The sequence below is a fragment of the Streptomyces sp. NPDC102279 genome (assembly GCF_044766365.1).
In the GTDB taxonomy this organism is placed as follows: domain Bacteria; phylum Actinomycetota; class Actinomycetes; order Streptomycetales; family Streptomycetaceae; genus Streptomyces.
Genome location: NZ_JBIWLU010000006.1, coordinates 111,762 through 130,134 on the forward strand (window position 1 = coordinate 111,762; position 18,373 = coordinate 130,134).

Below are 18,373 nucleotides of genomic sequence, written 5' to 3' on the forward strand. Positions count from 1 at the left end.
GACGCGCGATCCGGCGGCCGGAGTCGCGAGCGGCCGCCGCTGACGACGCGACGGGTGGCGCGACGGACGACTCGACGGCCGGCGGGCAGCGGGCAGCGGGCAGCGGGCAGCGGGCAGCGGGCAGCGGGCAAGGATTTTACCCGCCGTAGAGATTTCTCCCGGGTGTGCGGCCGTACTGGTGGGCGTCCGAACCACTCGTACCGGATCCGTCTGCACCGGATCCATCGCGCGGCGGACCGGAGCGTCCCGCTCCGGACGCCGCCCCGGCCGCCAGGAGACTCCATGCGCATCGCACGGAACGCGGGAACACTCTTCGTGACCGGCGCGTTGACCCTGACCCTCGCCGCGCTCGCCTACCCGGCCATGCTGGGCGTGCAGAACACGTCCAGTGCCTCGACACGGATCATCGCGAACACGCCGTCGGGCCCGCTGACCGAGGCCGACCGCGACTTCGTCGTCAAGGTGCGCGCGGCCGGTCTGTGGGAGTACCCCGTGGGTCAACTGGCCCTGGAGAAGGGGACCATTCCGTCGGTGCGCACAGCGGGGCAGCATCTGGTCTCGGGCCACGCGGGCCTCGACGAGGCCTGCCGCAAGATCGCCCAGCAGCTGGGCATCACCCTGCCCAACAAGCCGTCGCCGCAACAGCAGGGATTCGTCGCGACGTTGAGCGGCGACAGCGGCAAGAAGTTCGACACCGACCTCGCCAACATCCTGCGGGTGACACACGGTCAGATCTTCTCGGTCATCGCGAAGGTCCGCGCCACGACCCAGAACACGCTGGTGCGTCAGCTCGCCAACCAGGCCAACTCCACGGTGCTGGACCACATCACGGTGATGGAGAAGACCGGGCTGGTGAACTTCGACCAGGTGATCATCCAGGAGACGACGGACCCGAAGCTGCCGAAGAACAACCTGACGCCTCCCCCGCCGCAGCCCGGCGAACCGACGGTCGTGCTGACACCGCCGGCGAGCGGGTCGTCGGGCGCCGCGAAGCCGTCGCCGTCGCCGACGGTGGGGTGAACTCCGGAGCGTGCGGGTACCTTTCGGGGTCTCGCACGCGCGGCTGACCGCTCGGCTCAGCCCGCGGCCAGGCTCGCCAGCGTGGTGAGCGCGTCCCGCAGTCCCGGCGGCCGGAGCATCCCCTGCTCGGGCCGCCCGGCCCAGCCCGGCCCGCCCAGGAGCACGACAGGGTTGCGGCGGGCGCCTTTCACGCCCCAGCCGGTGGCGGCGATGTGCCGGGCCAGTGGGCGGTCGGCGGTCGAGCGCGTCTGCGACCACAGCACGACGGCCAGCGGGCCCAGCCTCTTTACCGCCGCGGTCAGCGCCTCCGGGGGTACGGCCGGGCCGAACATCCGGGTGGGCAGGCCCTGTTCCACCAGACCGGCGTGCAGCGCCTCCAGTGGCAGGCAGTGCTGTTCGCCCGGGACGCACGCCAGCACGACCGGTCCGGCCGCGGGCGTGTCCGGACCGGACGGGTCCGAAGGGCCGGACGCGCGGTGCAGCGCCCGGGAGATGTGCCAGGACAGCAGGTGCTCCACCTCGACGTAACGGTCGCCGGCGGACTCCCACTTGCGTCCCACCGCGTGCAGGGTCGGCACCATCACCTCCTCCCAGCCGACGACCACGCCGTGCCGCTCGACGAGCGAGGTCAGCCGGTCGTCCACGGAGGGCGCGTCTAGGCGTACGGCAGCGCGCGCCAGTCCCTTGCACTCCTGCCGGGCGTCACCGAGGGGCAGCGGGCCTGCCGCCTTCGAACGGGGCCGGTACGCGTCCGCCGACGGCTTCGCCTCGGCAGGGGCCGCGTCGGACCCCTCCATCGCCGCCCTGGCCGCCTCGGCCGGCGGCACGCCTGCGGAGGTCAGCCGGCACATCTCCTCCAGCATCGCGACGTCCTGCGGCGTCCAGCGGCGGTGCCGTCCGTCGGAGCGGACCGCGGGTCCCACGCCGTACCTGCGGTCCCAGGACCGCAGGGTGGTGGGTGACACGCCGAGGCGGCGGGCCAGCGCTCCCGTGGTGACGCCCGCGTCGACCGACACGGCGCCCGCTCCCCGCTCCCGATCCGACCGGCTCTCACCCATACGGCCGACTATACGACGCAGAAACGATGCGAGTTGTCGCTTCTGTCCAACGGTTCACACGATGGGGGTGTCGGGGCCCGGAGCAGGAGGTGCCCGGAGCGAGGAGCGTGTCATGAGCGCAGATGCGACCGCCGCACAGCGGTCCGCCGGGCCTGCGGGCCCGGGCACGGACGCCGACCTCGCGCGCGCCATCGTCGAGGGCGACGAGACCGCCCTCGCCACCGTCTACCGGCGCTGGTCGCCCCTGGTCCACACCCTCGCCCGGCGCTCGCTGGGCGACCCGCGCGAGGCGGAGGACGTCACGCAGCAGGTGTTCCTCGCCGCATGGCGGGGCGGCCGGGGCTTTCGCCCGGACCGCGGCACGCTGGCCGGCTGGCTCGTGGGCATCACCCGGCGGAAGATCGCCGACGCCCTGTCCGCACGGACCCGGCGCACCGAGCTGGTGGGCGTGGCCGGTGCCCTGCTGGCCCTGTCCGACGAGGGGCGGGCCCGTCCCGAGGCGGTGCTCGACCGGGTGCTGGTGCGGCACGAGCTGTCCAAGCTGCCCCCGCCCCAGCGCGAGGTTCTGCACCTCGCGTTCTACGAGGACCTCACACAGACGCAGATCGCCCAGCGCACCGGCTGGCCGCTGGGCACGGTCAAGAGCCACGCGCGGCGCGGTCTGCACCAGCTGCGGCGCTGTCTGCCGTCGCCGGCGGAGGTCTGACCACCGGGCCCGTGCGGCGGTTGCCCCGGCCCGTGGTCCCGCGGGCCGGCCGCTCCGCGTCGCGCCGTCCACCGACCCGTCCGGAACTTTCCCGGCCGCGGGGCAATCCGTCGGCCGATCAGCTTCGGATCACCTGCGAATCAACAGCGCGTCCTGGAGGACCACACCGTGAAGGAAGCCGTGGAGATCGGGAGAAACCCGTCTGCGGAGCCGGATCTGCCGGAACTGATGGCCCGGGTCGCCCGGGGCGACCAGCAGGCGTTCGCCTCGCTGTACGACGTCGTGGCGGGCCCCGTCCTCGGCATCGTGCGCCGGGTGCTGCGCGACCGGGCCCAGTCCGAGGAGGTCGCCCAGGAGGTTCTGGTGGAGGCGTGGCGCACGGCCGCCCGCTACCGGCCCGAGCGGGGTTCGGTGATGAACTGGGTCCTCACGCTCGCCCACCAACGGGCCGTGGACCGGGTCCGTTCGGTCGAGGCGTCGGCGGCCCGCGAGCACAAGGCCGCGCTGCTCGACAGGACGCCCGAGTACGACGAGGTGACCGAACAGGTCGAGGCCCGTCTCGAACGGGAACAGGTGCGGCGCTGTCTGCGCACGCTGACCGAGCTCCAGCGCCAGTCGGTGACCTTGGCGTACTACCGCGGGCTGACCTACCGGGAGGTCGCGGAGCTTCTGGCGCTTCCCCTCGGCACGGTCAAGACGCGCCTGCGCGACGGTCTGATCCGACTGCGTGACTGCCTGGGGGTGACGGCGTGACCACGGTTGACCTGCACACACTGACCGGCGCTTATGCCCTGCACGCCCTGGCCGACGACGAGCGCGAGCTGTTCGAGCGGCACGCCGAGGACTGCGAGTCCTGTGCCCTGGAGGTCCGTGAGCTGACGGCCGCCGCCGCGCGGCTGGGCATGGCGGTCACCGAGACGCCTGCTCCGGCGCTCAAGGAGAACGTGATGCGACGCATCACCACGGTCCGGCAGGAGGCGCCGCGGACCGTTGCGGTCGCCACGCCCCGGCGGGTGGCCGGTCGCGGACGCCGGCCCGCGCGGTGGGCGCTCGCCGCCTGCCTGGCCGCCGCGGCCGGACTCGGCGGCACCGCGGTGTGGCAGCACGACCGCGCCGAGGACGCGCGGCAGCAGGCGCGGCAGGCCGAGCGGCGGACGAACGAGGTGGCCGCGGTGCTCGCCGCGCCCGACGCGAAGTCGCGTACGGCGACACTGGCGGACGGGGCGCGCGGCACGGTCGTGGTGTCCGAGAGCCGGGACCAGGCGGTGTTCGTCGCCGCGGGGATGGCGAAGCCGCCGACCGGCAAGGTCTACCAACTGTGGTTCAACGACGCGGGGACCATGCGGTCCGCCGGTCTCATGGACCCGGCGCGTACGACGGAGGCGGTGCTGATGGACGGCTCCGTGGACGAGGCGTCCGGGATGGGGATCACCGTGGAGCCGGCCGGTGGATCGGCCGAGCCCACCTCCGATCCGGTGGCCCTGCTGAACTTCCCCGCCTGAGCGTTCGTCCCCCCGGTTTTCGGGGGAGGGGACGAACGCCGGAAACATGTCGCCCCGCCGGGTCGAACCCGGCGGGGCGACGTGTTTCCGGCGTGGGGGGTCAGCCGCGCCGCTTCGGGGGCAGTGGGAAGAAGCCGCTGGTCCGGGCCACGTACTCGGCGAAGCCGGGACGCTGTGCCATGTGCCGTTCCAGCATGGGCTTGCCGCTGCCCCTGGCGAGCAGGTAGCTCATCACCAGCGGGGACACCGCGGACACGGCCGCCGCGGCGCCGCTGTCACAGGTGAACAGGAACAGGCCCCACCAGACGCAGAAGTCACCGAAGTAGTTGGGGTGGCGGGTCCAGCTCCACAGACCGCGGTCCATGACCTTGCCCTTGTTGGCCGGGTCCCTCTTGAAGCGGGCGAGCTGGGCGTCGCCCACCGCCTCGAAGAACAGGCCGCACGCCCAGAGCGCCACGCCCGCCCAGGCGAATCCCGTCACAGGCCCCGGCACGTACTGCGCCGCCTGGACGGGCAGGGACACCAGCCACACCAGCGCGCCCTGCAGGAGGTACACCATGCGCAGGGCGTAGAGGTCACGGTTGCCGGGGGCCTTGGCGAGCATGGCGTCGTAGCGCGGGTCCTCGCCGTGTCCCCGGCCGCGGCGCGCGATGTGCGCGGCCAGCCGCAGCCCCCACAGCGTGGTGAGGGCGGCGACCAGCACGCGCCGTACGTCGTCGCCCTCGCCGGCGGACGCCGCGAAGGAGACGAGGGCCACCGCGGCGAACCCGATCCCCCAGGCGACGTCCACGATGCGGTGCAGGCCCTTGCGCACGGCGACGGCGAACGTGACCAGCATGACGGCGAACGCGGCGGCGGCCGCGAACCCGAGGTTCTGGGCGAACGCGGCCCAGGGGAAGCCGCTCATCGCTCGTCCGTGCCCGCGTACCAGGTGTGCGGCACGGCGGGCATCCCCGCGGCCCCGCCGGGTGTGGGCCGCACGCTCAGGATCTGGTCGACGCCCATGCGCCGCTCCTCGAAGGCGAGTGCGCCGCCGACCAGGTAGAGCCGCCACACGCGGGCGGTCTCCTCACCGACGAGCCGCACGAAGTCGTCCCACCGCTCCTCCAGTGTGCTGTGCCAGGCGGCGACCGTGCGGACGTAGTGCTCGCGCAGCGATTCCACGGAGCGCACCTCGAGCCCGGCGCCCTCCAGGAGTCCGACGGTCTCCCCCAGTGGCCGCATGTGCATGTCGGGGGCGACGTACGCCTCGATGAACGCGCCGCCGCCGGGGGCGACCGACCCCCGGGACATCTGCTGCACGAGCACCCGCCCCTGGGGGCGGACCAGCCGGCGCAGGGCGGCCGCGAACGCCGGGTACTCGGCGTCGCCGACGTGCTCGCCCATCTCGACCGTGGCGACCGCGTCGTAGGCGCCGCCCTCGATGTCGCGGTAGTCCTGGCACACCACGTCGACGAGGTGCTCCAGCCCGCGCTCGCGCACCTGCTCGCGTACGTGGGCGGCCTGCTCGGCGGCGAGCGTGACGGCGGTGACCTGGGTCTTGTACTCCTCGGCCGCGTACAGGGTGAGGGAACCCCAGCCGCACCCGATGTCGAGGAGCCGGGCTCCCGGCACGAGGGCGAGCTTGCGGCAGATCAGCTCCAGCTTGGCGCGCTGGGCGTCGGCGGGCCCGAAGCCGGGGTCCTCGCTCGTCCAGTAGCCGCTGGAGTAGGCCATGGTCTCGTCGAGGAGGAGGCGGTAGAACGCGTTCGACAGGTCGTAGTGGTGGCTGATGGCGGCCCGGTCGCGGGACCTGCTGTGCAGGCCGCCGCGCAGGCGGGCCTGGGACGCGGGTGTCGGGGGCCGGGGGCCGACGGCTCCGAGTCGCACGGCGGCGCCGACGGCCCGCCCCCGGTCGGTGAGGCCGATCCGGGGCGTTTGCAGGCCGCGTTCGCGGACGGCTCCCCACATCACGCGCAGGGCCTCGGCGAGGTCGCCCTCGACGTCGAGTTCGCGGGTGACATAGGCCTGCGCGAGGCCGAGTTCGCCGGGCTGCCAGAGCAGCCGCCGCAGGGCGCGTCGCGAACGCACCACGACGACGGGGGTGTCGGGCGGTCCGGCCTCGCTGCCGTCCCAGGCGCGCACCCGCAGCGGGAGGGGGCCGCCGAGCGCCTCCTCGGCCAGGGCGGCGAGACGTTGGGCGGCGCCGCGTCGGACGGCGCGGGCGACGGGCGCGGTGCTCATGGGATGGGGACCTCCTTGGTGAACAGGTACTGCTGGACGTCGAGATAGCCGGAGCGGAACCCGGCCTCGGAGTAGGCGAGGTAGAAGGTCCACATACGGCGGAAGGTCTCGTCGAAGCCGAGGGCGGCGACCTTCTCGGCCCGCTCGGTGAACCGCTCGCGCCACAGGCGCAGGGTCTCCGCGTAGTGGGCTCCGAAGGCGTCCCTGCGGGTGGTGCGCAGCGTGGTGTGTTCGCGGGTCACGTCCTCCACGGCTTCCACGGAGGGCAGCAGTCCGCCGGGGAAGATGTACTTCTGGATCCAGGTGAAGGTGTCGCGCGAGGCGCGCATGCGGTCGTGCGGCATGGTGATCGCCTGGAGCGCGACGCGGCCGCCGGGGACGAGCAGGGTGTCGAGTGCGGCGAAGTAGGTGGGCCAGAACTCCTCGCCCACGGCCTCGATCATCTCGACGCTGACCACGGCGTCGTAGGTCCCCACGGCCTCGCGGTAGTCGCACAGTTCGATGTCGACGCGATCGTCGAGTCCGGCCTCGCGGACGCGCTGCCGGGCCAGGTCGCGCTGTTCGCGGGACAGGGTGAGCGAGGTGACGTGGGCTCCGCGTGCGGCGGCCCGGATCGCCAGCTCTCCCCAGCCGGTGCCGATTTCGAGGAGGCGCGTGCCGGGGCCGACCTCGGCGAGGTCCAGCAGCCGGTCGATCTTGCGGTGTTGGGCGGCGGGGAGGAGGTCCCAGGTGGCGGGGAAGCCGCGGAAGAGCGCCGCGGAGTAGCTGAGGGTGTCGTCCAGGAAGAGGGCGAACAGGTCGTTGGACAGGTCGTAGTGGCGGCTGATGTTGTCGCGGGCGCCGGTGGGGGTGTTGCGCTGGATGTCGGGCCGGCGCAGCGCCCAGAGTCCCCGCAGTTTCTGGAGGGGGGCGGGGATCAGTCCGGCCGCGTTCCCGGCGAGGACGGTGAGCGCGGCGACCAGGTCGGGCGCGTCCCACTCCCCCGCCATGTAGGACTCGCCGAAACCGATGAGCCCCGTGGTGCCGATGCGGGCGTGGAAGGCGGCCGGGTCATGGATGTCGATGACCGGGCCGCCGAGGCCGACGCGGGTTCCGTCGGCGAACCGGGCCTGCAGGGGCAGGCGTTCGAGTGCTCGGCGCAGGACGGCTCGAGTGACGGCGGTGCGGGCGCGGGAGGCGTCCGGTCGCGTCATCACGTCCGGCCGGCCGACCGGGTCGGTGTCCTGTCGTGGTGTCTCGACGGGGCAGGACTCGGCTGTCCTCATTTCACGTTCTCCTGGGTTCGACGTGGGGTGCGGGGCTGCACGGGCAGTCCCCGCAGATACAGGCGGACGCCGTGCAGCCGGATGGCGGCGGACACGGCGACGGTGGACCAGGGGTGGCGCAGCGCCTGACGCAGCAGCGCGCCGACGGTGGCCGTCCGGCGCGTTCCGCGTACGGTCGCGGTGAAGGGACGGGTTCCCGCGCGTTCCAGATGTACCGCCAGGTTCAGCCGGCTGTCGGGCTCGGGCAGCCGCATCCGGTACGCGCCGTCGACGGGGAAGAACGGCGAGACGTAGAACTCCTTGCGGGTCCGCGCGGTGTTGTCGGCGTCGGGATGGAGCAGATAGGTGTGCCGTTCGCCGTACGTGTTGTGCACCTCGGCGACGACACAGCGCTGTGTGCCGTCGGGGTCGTGGCACCAGTACACGGTCAGGGGATTGAAGACGTGGCCGAGGACGCGGGCGTGGGCGAGCATCAGCACCTCGCCGCCGCGCAGGTCGATGCCGTGCGACGCGAGGTACCGGTCCAGGCCGGCGCGGATGGTCGGCTGGTCGCCGTCGAAGTGGTCGCGGGCGTCGAACCGGGCCAACGGACGGAGCAGGTAGGGCAGTTCGGGAGGGCTGTCCGGGTCCGTCAGCCACATGTACGTGCGGTGCCGCAGGGCGTACCGGCTGGGCGCGGTCCGTACGTGGGCGACCGTGCAGGGGTAGAGGGCGGGGGCCGCGGTCACCAGGTCACCCCGAGCGCGGCGGCGGCCTCGACACCGGAGCGGCAGCCGTCCTCGTGGAAGCCCCAGCCGTGGTACGCGCCGGCGTAGGCGGTCACCGGGTCGTTGAGGGCGGGGAGTTGTCGCTGTGCGGCGACCGACTCGGGGGTGTACACGGGGTGTTCGTACTCCATGCGTGCCAGCACCCGGGTCGGGTCGACGCGGTCGCCGCCACCCAGGGTGACGACGTACGTCTCGGGTGCGTCGAGCCGCTGGAGGCGGTTCATGTCGTAGCTCACCCGGACCCGGTCCGCGCCCGCGTCGCAGTCCGGCATCAGGTAGTTCCAGGAGGCGCGTGCTCCGCGGGCGCGTGGCAGCAGTGTCGTGTCGGTGTGCAGGAGAGTGGCGTTGCGCGAGTAGCGGAACGCGCCGAGCACCTCGCGCTCCTTACCGCTGGGGTCGGCGAGCAGTCGCAGTGCCTGGTCGGGGTGGACGGCGATCACCACGGAGTCGTACGAGGCGGTGGTGCCGTCCTCGGTGGTGATGTCCACTCCGTCGCTGTGCCGGCGGACGGCCCGGACGGGGGCGGAGGTGTGCACGGCGTCGAGCTGCTTGGCGAGTCGGTCGACGTAGGAGCGGGAGCCGCCGGTCACCGTGCGCCAGACCGGTGAGTCGCTTACGGACAGCATGCCGTGGTGGTCCATGAAGCGGAACAGGTAGGCGGCGGGATAGCGGCGGGCGGTGGCGGCGTCGCAGGACCAGACCGCGGAGACGAGCGGGGTCATGAAGTGCCGGGTGAAGTAGGCGGAGAAGCGCTGCCGGACCAGGAAGTCGCCGAGAGTGAGGGTGTCCTCGCCGTCCTCGGTGCCCTCGGCGAGGAGGCGGCGGGCGGCCCGGTGGAAGGCCGGTACCTCCGTGAGCATGCGCAGGTACGGGCCGCGCAGCGCGTTGCCGGGCCGGGGGAAGAGACCTGCGGGGCCGCGGGCGCCCGCGTATTCGAGGCCGCATCCCTCGCACCGTACGGACATGCTCATCTCGGACTCCTGGGTGGCGACGCCCAGTTCGGCGAACAGCCGCAGGAGGTTGGGATAGGTGCGGTGGTTGTGCACGATGAAGCCCGAGTCGACGCGGTGCACCCGTCCGTCGGAGGAGGCGAGGTCGTGGGTGTGCGCGTGGCCGCCGAGCCGGTCGTCCGCCTCGTAGACCGCCACGGACCGCGTCCGGCTGAGCACGTGCGCGGCGGTGAGGCCGGCCACTCCCCCGCCGATCACGGCCGTGCGTCCCGTCCCCCGCCGTCCGGCGGGCCCCGCGTCGCCGTCCGAAGCGTCTGCGGACCTGTGCATCGTCGTTTCCTCCCGCCCGGCTCCTCGTCAGAGCTCTCGGTGGTATTCCGAAGCTGGGCCCTCTACGGATTGCCTTGGGCGCGATCTTCCTCAAATCGGGTGAGCGGACCCCGGAAGGCGGTACGGGAGGGCGTCGGAGCGGGGTAGGGAGGTACGCCCGCGGGGGCGGTCGCGGCATGGCCCGGGGCGGCTGATCCACTCGCGTGTGGGCCGCCCCGGTGCCGTGTCAGGCGGTGTACCGGGCCAGCTCCCAGGGGTCGTGCGCGCTGAAGACCTCGACCTCGTCGCCGTGCAGGCGGACGAGTTCCCGCAGCCGGGCGTGATTGCCGAGCCGCAGGGGCCGGTCCACCTCGGTGAGCTGCTGGAGGAGGTCCGTCCCGGGGTGGCCCTCCGGATGGTCGGGGTCGATCTCGCGATGGAAGTAGTAGGCGTCCCCGCAGTGCAGGAGCCGGCGCCCGCCGTCCTGGACGGCTATCGCGCTGTGGCCGTGTGTGTGCCCGCCGAGCGGGACGAGCAGGATCTCGGCGTCCATGCCCTCCAGCGGGCGGACCGCGTCGAACCCGAACCAGGGGTCTCCCGCGGACCCCGCGTACGTGACCCAGTGCGGGCGGTGGGCCCACTGGGCCGGGCGGTAGCGGACGCGGTCCTCGGGGTGGGGCCCGGGGGCCGCCATCGCCGCGCGGTGCTCCGCCTCGTTCAGGTGGACCTTGGCCCAGGGGAAGTCGGGGAGTCCGCCGGCGTGGTCGAGGTCGAGATGGCTGAGCACGATGTGCCGCACGCCCTCGGGCCGGAAGCCCAGGGCGGTGACCTGGTGGAGGGCGGTCTCCGCGAGGTCCAGGACCGGCTGGGCGCGGGCGAGGAAGTCGGCTCCGAGGTTCTCCTCGGGGCGCGCCACGTCGGCCGTGCCGATCCCGCTCTCGACGAGGACGAGCCCGTCGCGGTCGGTCTCGACCAGCAGGCAGTGGCAGACGGCGGGCAGGCTTCCCTCCTCGCTGTCGATCGTGCGCAGGGAACCGCAGTTGAGATGGTGGATCTTCACGATGAGTCCCTTCAGGGGTCGCGGATGCCGTCGGCGGAGCGGTGCGGGAGGCGGGACGGGGCTCGGCACGGGAGCCGGGCGACGAGGCGGGCGAGCCGGCCCGATCCGCTCCGGCCTGGATAGCGAACGCTCGTAAGCTAAAAGCGAACGGTCGTGAGGTTAAGCTGTCCGCATGAGCCCGCGCAAGTCCGTCGCCGAAACCGCCGCCACCCGCGACCGGATCCTCGGGAGCGCGTTGGCCCTGGCCTCGACCGAGGGCCTCGAAGGCCTCACGATCGGACGCCTCGCCATCGGCCTGGGCATGAGCAAGGCGGGCGTGATCGGCCACTTCGGCAGCAAGGAGGCGCTCCAGCTCGCCACACTGGACGCGGCCGTCGAGCGGTTCCGGCTGCGGGTGCCGGGGCGGGCCGTCGGCGCGCGGCCCGGAACGGAGCGGCTGGCGCGCGCCTTCGACGAGTGGATCTCGTACATGGCCGAGGACGAGGGGCACGGGGGCTGCTTCCTCACCTCGGTGGCGAGCGAGTTCGACGGCCGCCCCGGGCCGGTCAGGGACGCGGTCCTCGACGCGCTGACCGCATGGACCGCGTATGTCACCGCGGAACTGGACACCGCGATCGGCACCGGACAGCTCCCCGAGCGCACCGATGTGGAGCAGCTCGTCTTCGAACTGGGCGGCGTGATCCTGGCGGCCGACCAGGCGATCCAGCTCCACCGCGACCCCCAGGCGCCGACGCGGGCACGCCGCGCGATCGCCCGCCTGCTCATCGCCTTCTGACGCGGGCGCGCGTCGAATCGGTCCGGTCGGCGAACGTCACGGACGTGGGCCCGGTCTTCATTCAAAGCCGACATCTCTACACATAAGGGAGAAATAAGAGCAGACTGAAGGGAGGCGGTCCTGACCGCACCCCCTTCGGGCGCGGTCCGGCCGTGGAGATCGGATCGGACCAGATCGGAGGAGACGAGTCATGGCCAACGTCTCGCATCACACGGGAGACATCACCGGCCACCCCGACGCATCGGAGATGCGTGCCCGGTACGACCGCGTGATGGGGGGCCGCGACGTCGCGCTGGTGGACGGGCCGGTGTTCCTGCTCGGCCTGTACTGCGCCGTGTCGCCGTGGATCCTGCACTACACGTCGAGCCAGTCCGCACTGGCGACCCACAACCTGATCATGGGCATCGCGATAGCGCTGCTGGCCCTCGGGTTCACCGTCACTCCGGAGCGGATGTACGGCCTCAGCTGGGCGATCTGCGCGATGGGCGCGTGGATGATCATCTCGCCGTGGATCGTCGGCACCAGCCCGGACACCGGAGTGGTGGTCAACAGCATCATCATCGGCGCGCTCGCCGTGGCTCTAGGAGCGGTGTGCGCGCTGACGGCGACCAGAGGCGCCCGGAGGTAGCGCCCGTCAGGTGGCGCGACGGAACAGCGAAGGGAAGGTCCGGCCGGCCCGCCGGGAACGCGGGCCGGCCGTCTCGCCGGAACCCGGCCGCCGTCCCCGCCGGGGCTCCAAGCGCGCCCGGCCGGGAAAGCGGCCGGGTTCCGGCCGGCCTCAGCGGCTCGGCATGAGCCACGGTTCCTGCGGGAGCGGACTGCCGGTCTCCAGCAGGGACTTCAGGTTGGACAGGACCGCCGCCCAGCCGGAGGCCGCCTCGCGTCGCGCGTCCTCGTCCGGCAGGTCCTCATGGGTCAACGTCAGCCGGACGATGTCGGCGTACGGCTCGACGGCGAAGGTGACACGGCTGTACGCGTCCTCGTCGCCCTCGCCGGCGGGAGCGGCCCAGGTGGTGACCAGCCGGGTCGGCCGCTCGCTCTCCACGACCGTGCCGACCACGTCGGCGACGCCGGAACCGTCCGTGCGCCGGTGCTCCCAGCGCGAGCCGGGCCGCCAGTCCGGGGAGATGTTGCTGTGGCCCCAGTAGGCCGCGGTGAGGTCGGCGTCGGTGAGCGCGTCCCAGACCTTCTCGGGGGCGCTCCGGATGTAGGTGACGTACTCGAACTCCGGCTTGTCGTTCATGGCTTCCTCGGCTCGTTCCTTGAGGGCGGTCGGCACACGCGGCGGCGGGCGCTCGAACCTGTCGATCGACCGCTCCCGCGTCTCGTGGAGCGCCGGCGGGTCTCGGTGGTCGAACCGGGGCGGTCCGTACGCGGTCAGTTGACGCCTCGGTCGCGTCCCTCCCAGTACGGCCGGCGCAGCTTGTACTTCTGGAGTTTGCCGGTGGCGGTCCGCGCCAGCTGGTCCCGGAATTCGACCGAGGTCGGCGCCTTGAAACCGGCGAGGCGCTCCTTGCAGTACTGGATCAGTTCGTCCTCGGTCGCCTCCGCGTCGGGCGCGAGCACCACCAGGGCCATGACGGTCTCGCCCCACTTCTCGTGGGGTACGCCGATCACCGCGACCTCGGCGACGGCGGGATGGCTGAAGAGCGTGTCCTCCACCTCGATGGAGGAGACGTTCTCACCACCGGTGATGATCACGTCCTTCTTGCGGTCGCTGATCGTCAGATAGCCGTCCTCGCCGATCGATCCGCCGTCGCCGGTGTGGAACCAGCCGTCGGCCAGGGCCCGTTCGGTCTCCTCGGGCTGCTCCCAGTAGCCCTCCAGGACCACGTTGGAGCGTGCGAGGATCTCGTCGTCGGCGGAGGTGCGCAGGGTGACGCCCAGGGCCGGGGCGCCGGCGCGAACCAGCTTCTCCGCCCGGGCCTGCGGGGCGAGTTCGTCCCACTCGGACCGCGCGCGGTTGACGGTGAGCAGCGGCGAGGTCTCGGTGAGGCCGTAGATCTGGATGAACTCCCAGCCCAGTTCGGACTCGACGCGCGCGACGGTCTTCGTGGGCGGCGGGGCACCGGCGACGATGATGCGGACCCGGTCACGGCCGGGGATCTCGCCCTCCCAGGAACCGGCGGCGGCCAGCACGGCGTTGACGACGGCGGGCGCGGCGCACATCACGGTCACGCCGTGCTCGGCCACCCGGCGCAGGATCTCCGTCCCGTCGACCTTCCGCAGGACGATCTGGGGAACGCCCAGGCCCGCCATGCCGAACGGCATCCCCCACCCGTTCGCGTGGAACATCGGAAGGGTGTGCAGGTACACGTCGCGGTCGGTGACGCCCGCGTGCAGGGCGAAGGTCGTGGCGTTGATCCAGATGTTGCGGTGGGTGATCTGGACGCCTTTGGGCCGTGCGGTCGTGCCGCTGGTGTAGTTGATCGTCGCGGTGGCGTTCTCGTCGGCGTCCCAGGGGGCCGGTTCCGTGTCGAAGCGGTACAGCTCGGCGTCCGCCGCGGCGCCGAGGGTGAACCGGTGCTTGCAGGCGACGCCCTCGAAACGGTCGGCGAGTTCGGGGTCGACGAGCAGGACGCTCGCCCCCGAGTGCTCGACGACGTAGCTCGCCTCGTCCGCCGTCAGACGGAAGTTGACCGGCACGAGTACCCGGCCGTGGCCGCTGACGCCGAAGAACGAGGTGAGCAGCCGGGCGCTGTTGGGCGAGACGACGGCGACCCGCGCGCCATGCGGGACCCCCAGGGCGTCGAGCCCGGCGGCCTGGGCTCTGGCCAGCTCCCCGACGCGCCGGTACGTCAGGCCCTCCCAGGCCTCGGCGGGCTGGTCGGGTTCGTCGACGACGCCGACACGGTCGCCGTACACGGTGACGGCGCGGTCCAGGAAATCACGGGCCCCCAAAGGGACGAACATCAAGGCCTCCCGACGATCCGAACAAGTCCAGGGTCCATCCTGGCCATGCCTCAGCGCATCCGGACAGCCCCCGGTCGGGGTGGCGTGCCCCACGAGGCGCTCTTGGCCGCCGTCCGCCCGACGCGTAAGGATCGTCCGATGAACAGCCGACCGACGTTCCACTTCCCCGGGCCGCTGCGCATCGACGGACTGGGGCTGCTCCTGCGGGAGTGGTCCGACGACGACGTGGCGGATCTCGTCGCCCTCTACGACGATCCCGAAATCGACCGGTGGACTCCGGTCGCCTCACCGTTCGACACGGCGGCGGCGCTCGCCTACCTCGCGGCCGCCGAGCAGAAGAGCGCCGAGGGGCGGGCGGTACAACTGGCCATCACCACGGACGGTGGGCTGCCCCGGGGGGAGATCCTGCTGTTCCCCGGTTCGGGCGACGAGCGCGATGTCGAGCTCGCGTACGGAGTGGGGGCGGCCCACCGCGGCCGTGGCCTCGCGACCCGCGCGGTCCGGCTCGCCGTGGACTTCGCGCGCCGGCACGTCGGCGGGCGACGCGTCGTGCTGTGCATCGAGGACGGGAACGCCGCGAGCGAAGGGGTCGCCAGGTCGGCGGGTTTCTTCCTGGCCGACGACGACCCGGTGGTCCGTACGGCGAAGGGCCGCGACGTCGTCCTGCGGACCTGGAGCCGTTCCGCGGACGGCGAGGGGCCGTACGGGTGACGGCCCGGGCGAACAGCGGCTCCGGCACGCTCAGGTCCGCACCGGGTGCCGGGCCGGCCGCGGGCCGCGGCCCCGGCACCCAGGTGTTCGCGCCGGGCCGGCCCTGCCCGTACGCGGTCGCCTCCGACCGGGCGGCTCCGGAACCGCGCGTACCGAGGCCGCCGGCACAGGCCGGACGCCCCCGGTGTCCGTCGTCCGGAGGCGTCCGCGCCGTCACGCGCCGGCGGGCTCCGTCTCCGGGGCGGGTGCCGTCAGGTACTCCTCGCTGATCTCCCTCGGGCCGAACGGCCACACCTTCTCCAGGCGTGCCCAGACGACGAAGGCGACCAGGCCGAGGAGGAGCCAGGCCAGCGACCACTCGATGGGGTGGCGGCCCGGGGAGTTCTTGTCGGCGTAGCCGTAGATGGTGAGCCAGCCGACGAGGGCCAAGAGGCTCGGTACCGGGTAGAGCCACATCCGGTACGGGCGCCGCAGTCCCGGCTGCCGCCTGCGCAGCACCGACAGGGCGACGATCTGGGCGAGGGCCTGGACGATCACCATGACGGTGGTCAGCAGCTGGATCAGGGTGGCGAGGTCGGTGTGGCGGCCGATGAGGAACCCGATCGCGGTGATCACGCCCATGGTGGCCAGGCCGAGCATCGGGAAGCGGTGCTTCGGGTGCAGCTTCGCGTAGGGGCGGAAGAAGACGCGGTCGCGGGCGGCGTCGTAGGGCACGCGCGAGCCGCCCAGCAGCCCCGTGAAGACCGAGGCGAACGCGGTGATCAGGATGAGGACCGTGACCGTGTCCGCCGCACCCTTGCCCCAGGTCTCCTCCAGCACGGCCGAGGCCACGGAGGTGGAGGCGATGTCGCCGGGGTCGGTCATCCGGTGCCAGTCGACGACTCCGAGGGTGCCGATCTGGAGCAGCAGGTAGATCGCCATGATGCCGAGGATCGAGTAGATGACCGAACGGGGCAGGGTGCGGCCGGGGTCCTTGATCTCGGCGCCCATGTAGGCGGTGGTGTTGTAGCCGAGGTAGTCGTAGATGCCGATGGTCAGTCCCGCGGCGAAGCCGATCCAGAAGTGGCTGCCCGACAGGTCGAAGGCGTGCGCCGGGTAGGTGAACGCCAGGTGGGCGCTGAAGTGCGTGGCCGCGGCGATGATCACCAGGAGGACGGAGGTGATCATCACGGCCCACATGACGGCGGTGATCCGGGCGATGTGCTCGATCCCGCGCCACAGCAGGAGGACGACGAGGAGGATGACGGCGAGCCCGACGAGGTCGCCGGTGGTGCGCCCCATGCCGGGGGCCAGGTAGCCCAGGTACTGGACGAATCCGACCACCCCGGTGGACATGATCAACGGGATGAAGAGCATCGCCGTCCACACGAACAGGAACGGCATGAGGCGTCCCGTGCGGTACTGGAAGGCCTGGCGCAGATAGACGTAACTGCCGCCGGAGCCGGGCATGGAGGCGCCGAGTTCGGCCCAGATGAGTCCGTCGGCGAGCGCGAGCACGGCGCCCGCGACGAAGCCGATGACCGCCTGCGGGCCGCCGAACGCGGCGACCATGAGCGGGATCGTCACGAACGGCCCGATGCCGCACATCTGGCTCATGTTGATGGCGGTGGCCTGGAACAGGCCGACGCGGCGGACGAATCCGCCGTCGGGTGGCGGGCTACCGGACATGGGTCCTCCTCGGGACACGGCACGGCGAGCGGTACGGGGTGACGGCCCGCCTGGACGACGGCCGCCCGGGCGGATCGGGCGCGACGGGTGACCGGCCGGCGTGCGATCGCCCTCCACTCGGCGAGGGCGAACGCGAACGTCGACCGGCCGATAAAGTTAAGGAGCCTTACTAGATGCGTCAAGGGGGTGTCATGAATGCGTGAGAATGGTGCGATGCCCGCCAGCGAAGCCGCAGAGCAGCGAGAACCGACCTGGAACCGCAAGCGGCTGCGCAGCACCAACGAACGCCTGCTCCTCGACCGGCTGCGCACCGGCGGGGCCGCCTCCCGGGCCCAGCTCGCCCGGGAGACCGGCCTGTCCAAACCCACGGTCTCCAGCGCGCTCGCCGCCCTGGAGGAGGCGGGGCTCGTCCACGAGGTCGGCACCCACGCGCCGGAGCGCGGCCGGGTGGCCGTCCTGTACGCGCCCGACCCCGCGGCCGGCTACGCCCTCGGCATCGACATCGGCCGCAGTTGGCTGCGTCTCGCGGTCGCCGACCTCGACGGCTCGGTGGTCGCCCGCGCCGATGTCCGCAACCGCGCCCGCACCTCGGGGGCGATGGCCGACCTGGTGGTCGCCACGGCCCGTCAGGTCGTCACGGACTCCGGTGCGCGGGACGTGGCCCACGCGGTGGTCGGCACGCCGGGCGTGTACGACGGGGAACAGGGCCGCGTCCGGTACGCGATGCACCTTCCCGGCTGGGGTCGGGCGGGCCTCTTCGACCGGATGCGCGACGAGTTGGGCATCCCGCTGGAGGTGCACAACGACGCCAACCTCGCGGCGCTCGGCGAGTACACCTACGGGGTCGGGGCGGGCAGCCGGCTCTTCGCGTACATCATGATCGGCACGGGTCTCGGCATGGGGATCGTGAGCGAGGGGCGGCTGTTCACGGGGGCGCACGGCGGGGCCGGCGAGATCGGCTTCCTGCCCTGGCCGGGGCGGCACAAGCCCGGGACGCTGGAGGACGCGGTGTCCGGGGTGGCCGTGGTCGAGGCGGCACGGCATTTCGGCATGACCGGGCACCTCACCGCGAAGGCGGTCTTCGACGCGGCGCGCGAGGGACACCCGGCCGCGGTGGAGGCGGTACGGCTCGAAGGCGAGCGGATCGCGCACACGGTGGCCGCCGCCGCGGCGGTGCTCGACCCCGACCTGGTGGTGCTCGGCGGCGGCGTCGGCCACAGCGTCGACCTGCTGCTCGCGCCCGTCAGCGAGACCCTGCGCACCCTCACGCCGCTGCGCCCGAGGCTCGTGCCGGGCCGGCTGGGCGAGGACGCGGTCCTGCTCGGCGCGGTGGCCACGGCACTGGGCACGGCTCGCGACGTGGTGTTCGAACGCCGCTCGGCTCCCTGAGAGACGCGGCCGGCGCGGAGGACCGGGCGGCGATCGGCGCTGGGGGCGGGCCCGATG

18 protein-coding genes are annotated in these 18,373 nt (G+C 72.6%); 8 read left to right on the forward strand and 10 right to left on the reverse strand.

What is annotated here, in order from left to right:
• Positions 1-282: 282 nt before the first annotated feature.
• A complete protein-coding gene (locus ACIRQH_RS16100; RefSeq protein ID WP_388872809.1) occupies positions 283-1,020 on the forward strand; it encodes a DUF4142 domain-containing protein in 738 nt (245 codons plus the stop codon).
• Between the two features lie 56 nt (positions 1,021-1,076).
• Here ACIRQH_RS16100 and ACIRQH_RS16105 read toward each other — a convergent pair whose 3' ends face one another.
• A complete protein-coding gene (locus ACIRQH_RS16105) occupies positions 1,077-2,078 on the reverse strand; it encodes a MerR family transcriptional regulator (RefSeq protein ID WP_404226281.1) in 1,002 nt (333 codons plus the stop codon).
• A 112-nt stretch (positions 2,079-2,190) separates the two neighbouring features.
• On the opposite strand from ACIRQH_RS16105, the gene ACIRQH_RS16110 reads away from it, so the two are divergent.
• The 3 genes from ACIRQH_RS16110 (at position 2,191) to ACIRQH_RS16120 (ending at position 4,286) form a co-directional block, all read left to right on the forward strand.
• The gene (locus ACIRQH_RS16110) at positions 2,191-2,784 is read left to right on the forward strand and encodes a sigma-70 family RNA polymerase sigma factor (protein WP_388872815.1); all 594 of its coding nucleotides are present in this window, start codon (positions 2,191-2,193) and stop codon (positions 2,782-2,784) included.
• A 168-nt stretch (positions 2,785-2,952) separates the two neighbouring features.
• Complete coding sequence (locus ACIRQH_RS16115) at positions 2,953-3,537, forward strand: sigma-70 family RNA polymerase sigma factor (protein ID WP_081222772.1); 585 nt, start codon at positions 2,953-2,955, stop codon at positions 3,535-3,537.
• A complete protein-coding gene (locus ACIRQH_RS16120) occupies positions 3,534-4,286 on the forward strand; it encodes an anti-sigma factor domain-containing protein (protein WP_404226284.1) in 753 nt (250 codons plus the stop codon). Before ACIRQH_RS16115 ends, ACIRQH_RS16120 begins: the two co-directional genes overlap by 4 nt.
• A gap of 100 nt (positions 4,287-4,386) precedes the next feature.
• Here ACIRQH_RS16120 and ACIRQH_RS16125 read toward each other — a convergent pair whose 3' ends face one another.
• The 6 genes from ACIRQH_RS16125 to ACIRQH_RS16150 form a co-directional block, all read right to left on the reverse strand.
• Complete coding sequence (locus ACIRQH_RS16125; protein ID WP_404226287.1) at positions 4,387-5,193, reverse strand: DUF1295 domain-containing protein; 807 nt, start codon at positions 5,191-5,193, stop codon at positions 4,387-4,389.
• Positions 5,190-6,509, reverse strand: a complete 1,320-nt coding sequence (locus tag ACIRQH_RS16130) for a class I SAM-dependent methyltransferase (protein ID WP_404226289.1) — start codon at positions 6,507-6,509, stop codon at positions 5,190-5,192. Before ACIRQH_RS16130 ends, ACIRQH_RS16125 begins: the two co-directional genes overlap by 4 nt.
• Positions 6,506-7,774, reverse strand: coding sequence for a class I SAM-dependent methyltransferase (locus ACIRQH_RS16135; protein ID WP_404226291.1), 1,269 nt, complete (start codon positions 7,772-7,774; stop codon positions 6,506-6,508). The genes ACIRQH_RS16130 and ACIRQH_RS16135 overlap by 4 nt, the downstream gene beginning before the upstream one ends.
• Positions 7,771-8,502: a DUF1365 domain-containing protein gene (locus ACIRQH_RS16140; protein ID WP_388872830.1), complete on the reverse strand. Its 732-nt coding sequence runs from the start codon at positions 8,500-8,502 to the stop codon at positions 7,771-7,773. The genes ACIRQH_RS16135 and ACIRQH_RS16140 overlap by 4 nt, the downstream gene beginning before the upstream one ends.
• Positions 8,499-9,821, reverse strand: a complete 1,323-nt coding sequence (locus ACIRQH_RS16145) for an NAD(P)/FAD-dependent oxidoreductase (protein WP_404226293.1) — start codon at positions 9,819-9,821, stop codon at positions 8,499-8,501. The genes ACIRQH_RS16140 and ACIRQH_RS16145 overlap by 4 nt, the downstream gene beginning before the upstream one ends.
• 226 nt (positions 9,822-10,047) lie before the next feature.
• Positions 10,048-10,860: an MBL fold metallo-hydrolase gene (locus ACIRQH_RS16150; protein ID WP_404226295.1), complete on the reverse strand. Its 813-nt coding sequence runs from the start codon at positions 10,858-10,860 to the stop codon at positions 10,048-10,050.
• Positions 10,861-11,032: 172 nt separating this feature from the next.
• Between ACIRQH_RS16150 and ACIRQH_RS16155 the strand changes: the two genes are divergently transcribed.
• The gene (locus ACIRQH_RS16155; protein ID WP_358822659.1) at positions 11,033-11,635 is read left to right on the forward strand and encodes a TetR/AcrR family transcriptional regulator; all 603 of its coding nucleotides are present in this window, start codon (positions 11,033-11,035) and stop codon (positions 11,633-11,635) included.
• Between the two features lie 190 nt (positions 11,636-11,825).
• On the forward strand, positions 11,826-12,263 hold the full coding sequence (locus ACIRQH_RS16160) for an SPW repeat protein (protein WP_358822658.1): 438 nt from the start codon (positions 11,826-11,828) through the stop codon (positions 12,261-12,263).
• A gap of 150 nt (positions 12,264-12,413) precedes the next feature.
• Here the strand turns inward: ACIRQH_RS16160 and ACIRQH_RS16165 are convergent, their stop codons facing one another.
• Both ACIRQH_RS16165 and ACIRQH_RS16170 read right to left on the reverse strand, forming a co-directional pair.
• Positions 12,414-12,878, reverse strand: coding sequence for an SRPBCC family protein (locus ACIRQH_RS16165; protein WP_404226298.1), 465 nt, complete (start codon positions 12,876-12,878; stop codon positions 12,414-12,416).
• A gap of 134 nt (positions 12,879-13,012) precedes the next feature.
• Complete coding sequence (locus ACIRQH_RS16170) at positions 13,013-14,548, reverse strand: AMP-binding protein (protein WP_358822383.1); 1,536 nt, start codon at positions 14,546-14,548, stop codon at positions 13,013-13,015.
• Between the two features lie 138 nt (positions 14,549-14,686).
• Between ACIRQH_RS16170 and ACIRQH_RS16175 the strand changes: the two genes are divergently transcribed.
• Positions 14,687-15,259 (forward strand): GNAT family N-acetyltransferase, encoded by a 573-nt coding sequence (locus tag ACIRQH_RS16175; protein WP_404226301.1) that lies wholly within the window; start codon positions 14,687-14,689, stop codon positions 15,257-15,259.
• A 213-nt stretch (positions 15,260-15,472) separates the two neighbouring features.
• Here ACIRQH_RS16175 and ACIRQH_RS16180 read toward each other — a convergent pair whose 3' ends face one another.
• Positions 15,473-16,927, reverse strand: a complete 1,455-nt coding sequence (locus tag ACIRQH_RS16180; protein WP_388872849.1) for an APC family permease — start codon at positions 16,925-16,927, stop codon at positions 15,473-15,475.
• A 213-nt stretch (positions 16,928-17,140) separates the two neighbouring features.
• Between ACIRQH_RS16180 and ACIRQH_RS16185 the strand changes: the two genes are divergently transcribed.
• A complete protein-coding gene (locus ACIRQH_RS16185) occupies positions 17,141-18,316 on the forward strand; it encodes an ROK family protein (protein WP_388934326.1) in 1,176 nt (391 codons plus the stop codon).
• Positions 18,317-18,373 lie beyond the last annotated feature (57 nt).

Excerpts from the sequence above, each read along its gene's own strand:
- ACIRQH_RS16100 (WP_388872809.1), top strand. The coding sequence starts at position 283 with ATGCGCATCGCACGGAACGCGGGAACACTCTTCGTGACCGGCGCGTTG.
- ACIRQH_RS16105 (WP_404226281.1), bottom strand. The coding sequence starts at position 2,078 with ATGGGTGAGAGCCGGTCGGATCGGGAGCGGGGAGCGGGCGCCGTGTCG.
- ACIRQH_RS16110 (WP_388872815.1), top strand. The coding sequence starts at position 2,191 with ATGAGCGCAGATGCGACCGCCGCACAGCGGTCCGCCGGGCCTGCGGGC.
- ACIRQH_RS16125 (WP_404226287.1), bottom strand. The coding sequence starts at position 5,193 with ATGAGCGGCTTCCCCTGGGCCGCGTTCGCCCAGAACCTCGGGTTCGCG.
- ACIRQH_RS16130 (WP_404226289.1), bottom strand. The coding sequence starts at position 6,509 with ATGAGCACCGCGCCCGTCGCCCGCGCCGTCCGACGCGGCGCCGCCCAA.
- ACIRQH_RS16135 (WP_404226291.1), bottom strand. The coding sequence starts at position 7,774 with ATGAGGACAGCCGAGTCCTGCCCCGTCGAGACACCACGACAGGACACC.
- ACIRQH_RS16145 (WP_404226293.1), bottom strand. The coding sequence starts at position 9,821 with ATGCACAGGTCCGCAGACGCTTCGGACGGCGACGCGGGGCCCGCCGGA.
- ACIRQH_RS16155 (WP_358822659.1), top strand. The coding sequence starts at position 11,033 with ATGAGCCCGCGCAAGTCCGTCGCCGAAACCGCCGCCACCCGCGACCGG.
- ACIRQH_RS16160 (WP_358822658.1), top strand. The coding sequence starts at position 11,826 with ATGGCCAACGTCTCGCATCACACGGGAGACATCACCGGCCACCCCGAC.
- ACIRQH_RS16165 (WP_404226298.1), bottom strand. The coding sequence starts at position 12,878 with ATGAACGACAAGCCGGAGTTCGAGTACGTCACCTACATCCGGAGCGCC.
- ACIRQH_RS16170 (WP_358822383.1), bottom strand. The coding sequence starts at position 14,548 with ATGTTCGTCCCTTTGGGGGCCCGTGATTTCCTGGACCGCGCCGTCACC.
- ACIRQH_RS16175 (WP_404226301.1), top strand. The coding sequence starts at position 14,687 with ATGAACAGCCGACCGACGTTCCACTTCCCCGGGCCGCTGCGCATCGAC.
- ACIRQH_RS16180 (WP_388872849.1), bottom strand. The coding sequence starts at position 16,927 with ATGTCCGGTAGCCCGCCACCCGACGGCGGATTCGTCCGCCGCGTCGGC.
- ACIRQH_RS16185 (WP_388934326.1), top strand. The coding sequence starts at position 17,141 with ATGCCCGCCAGCGAAGCCGCAGAGCAGCGAGAACCGACCTGGAACCGC.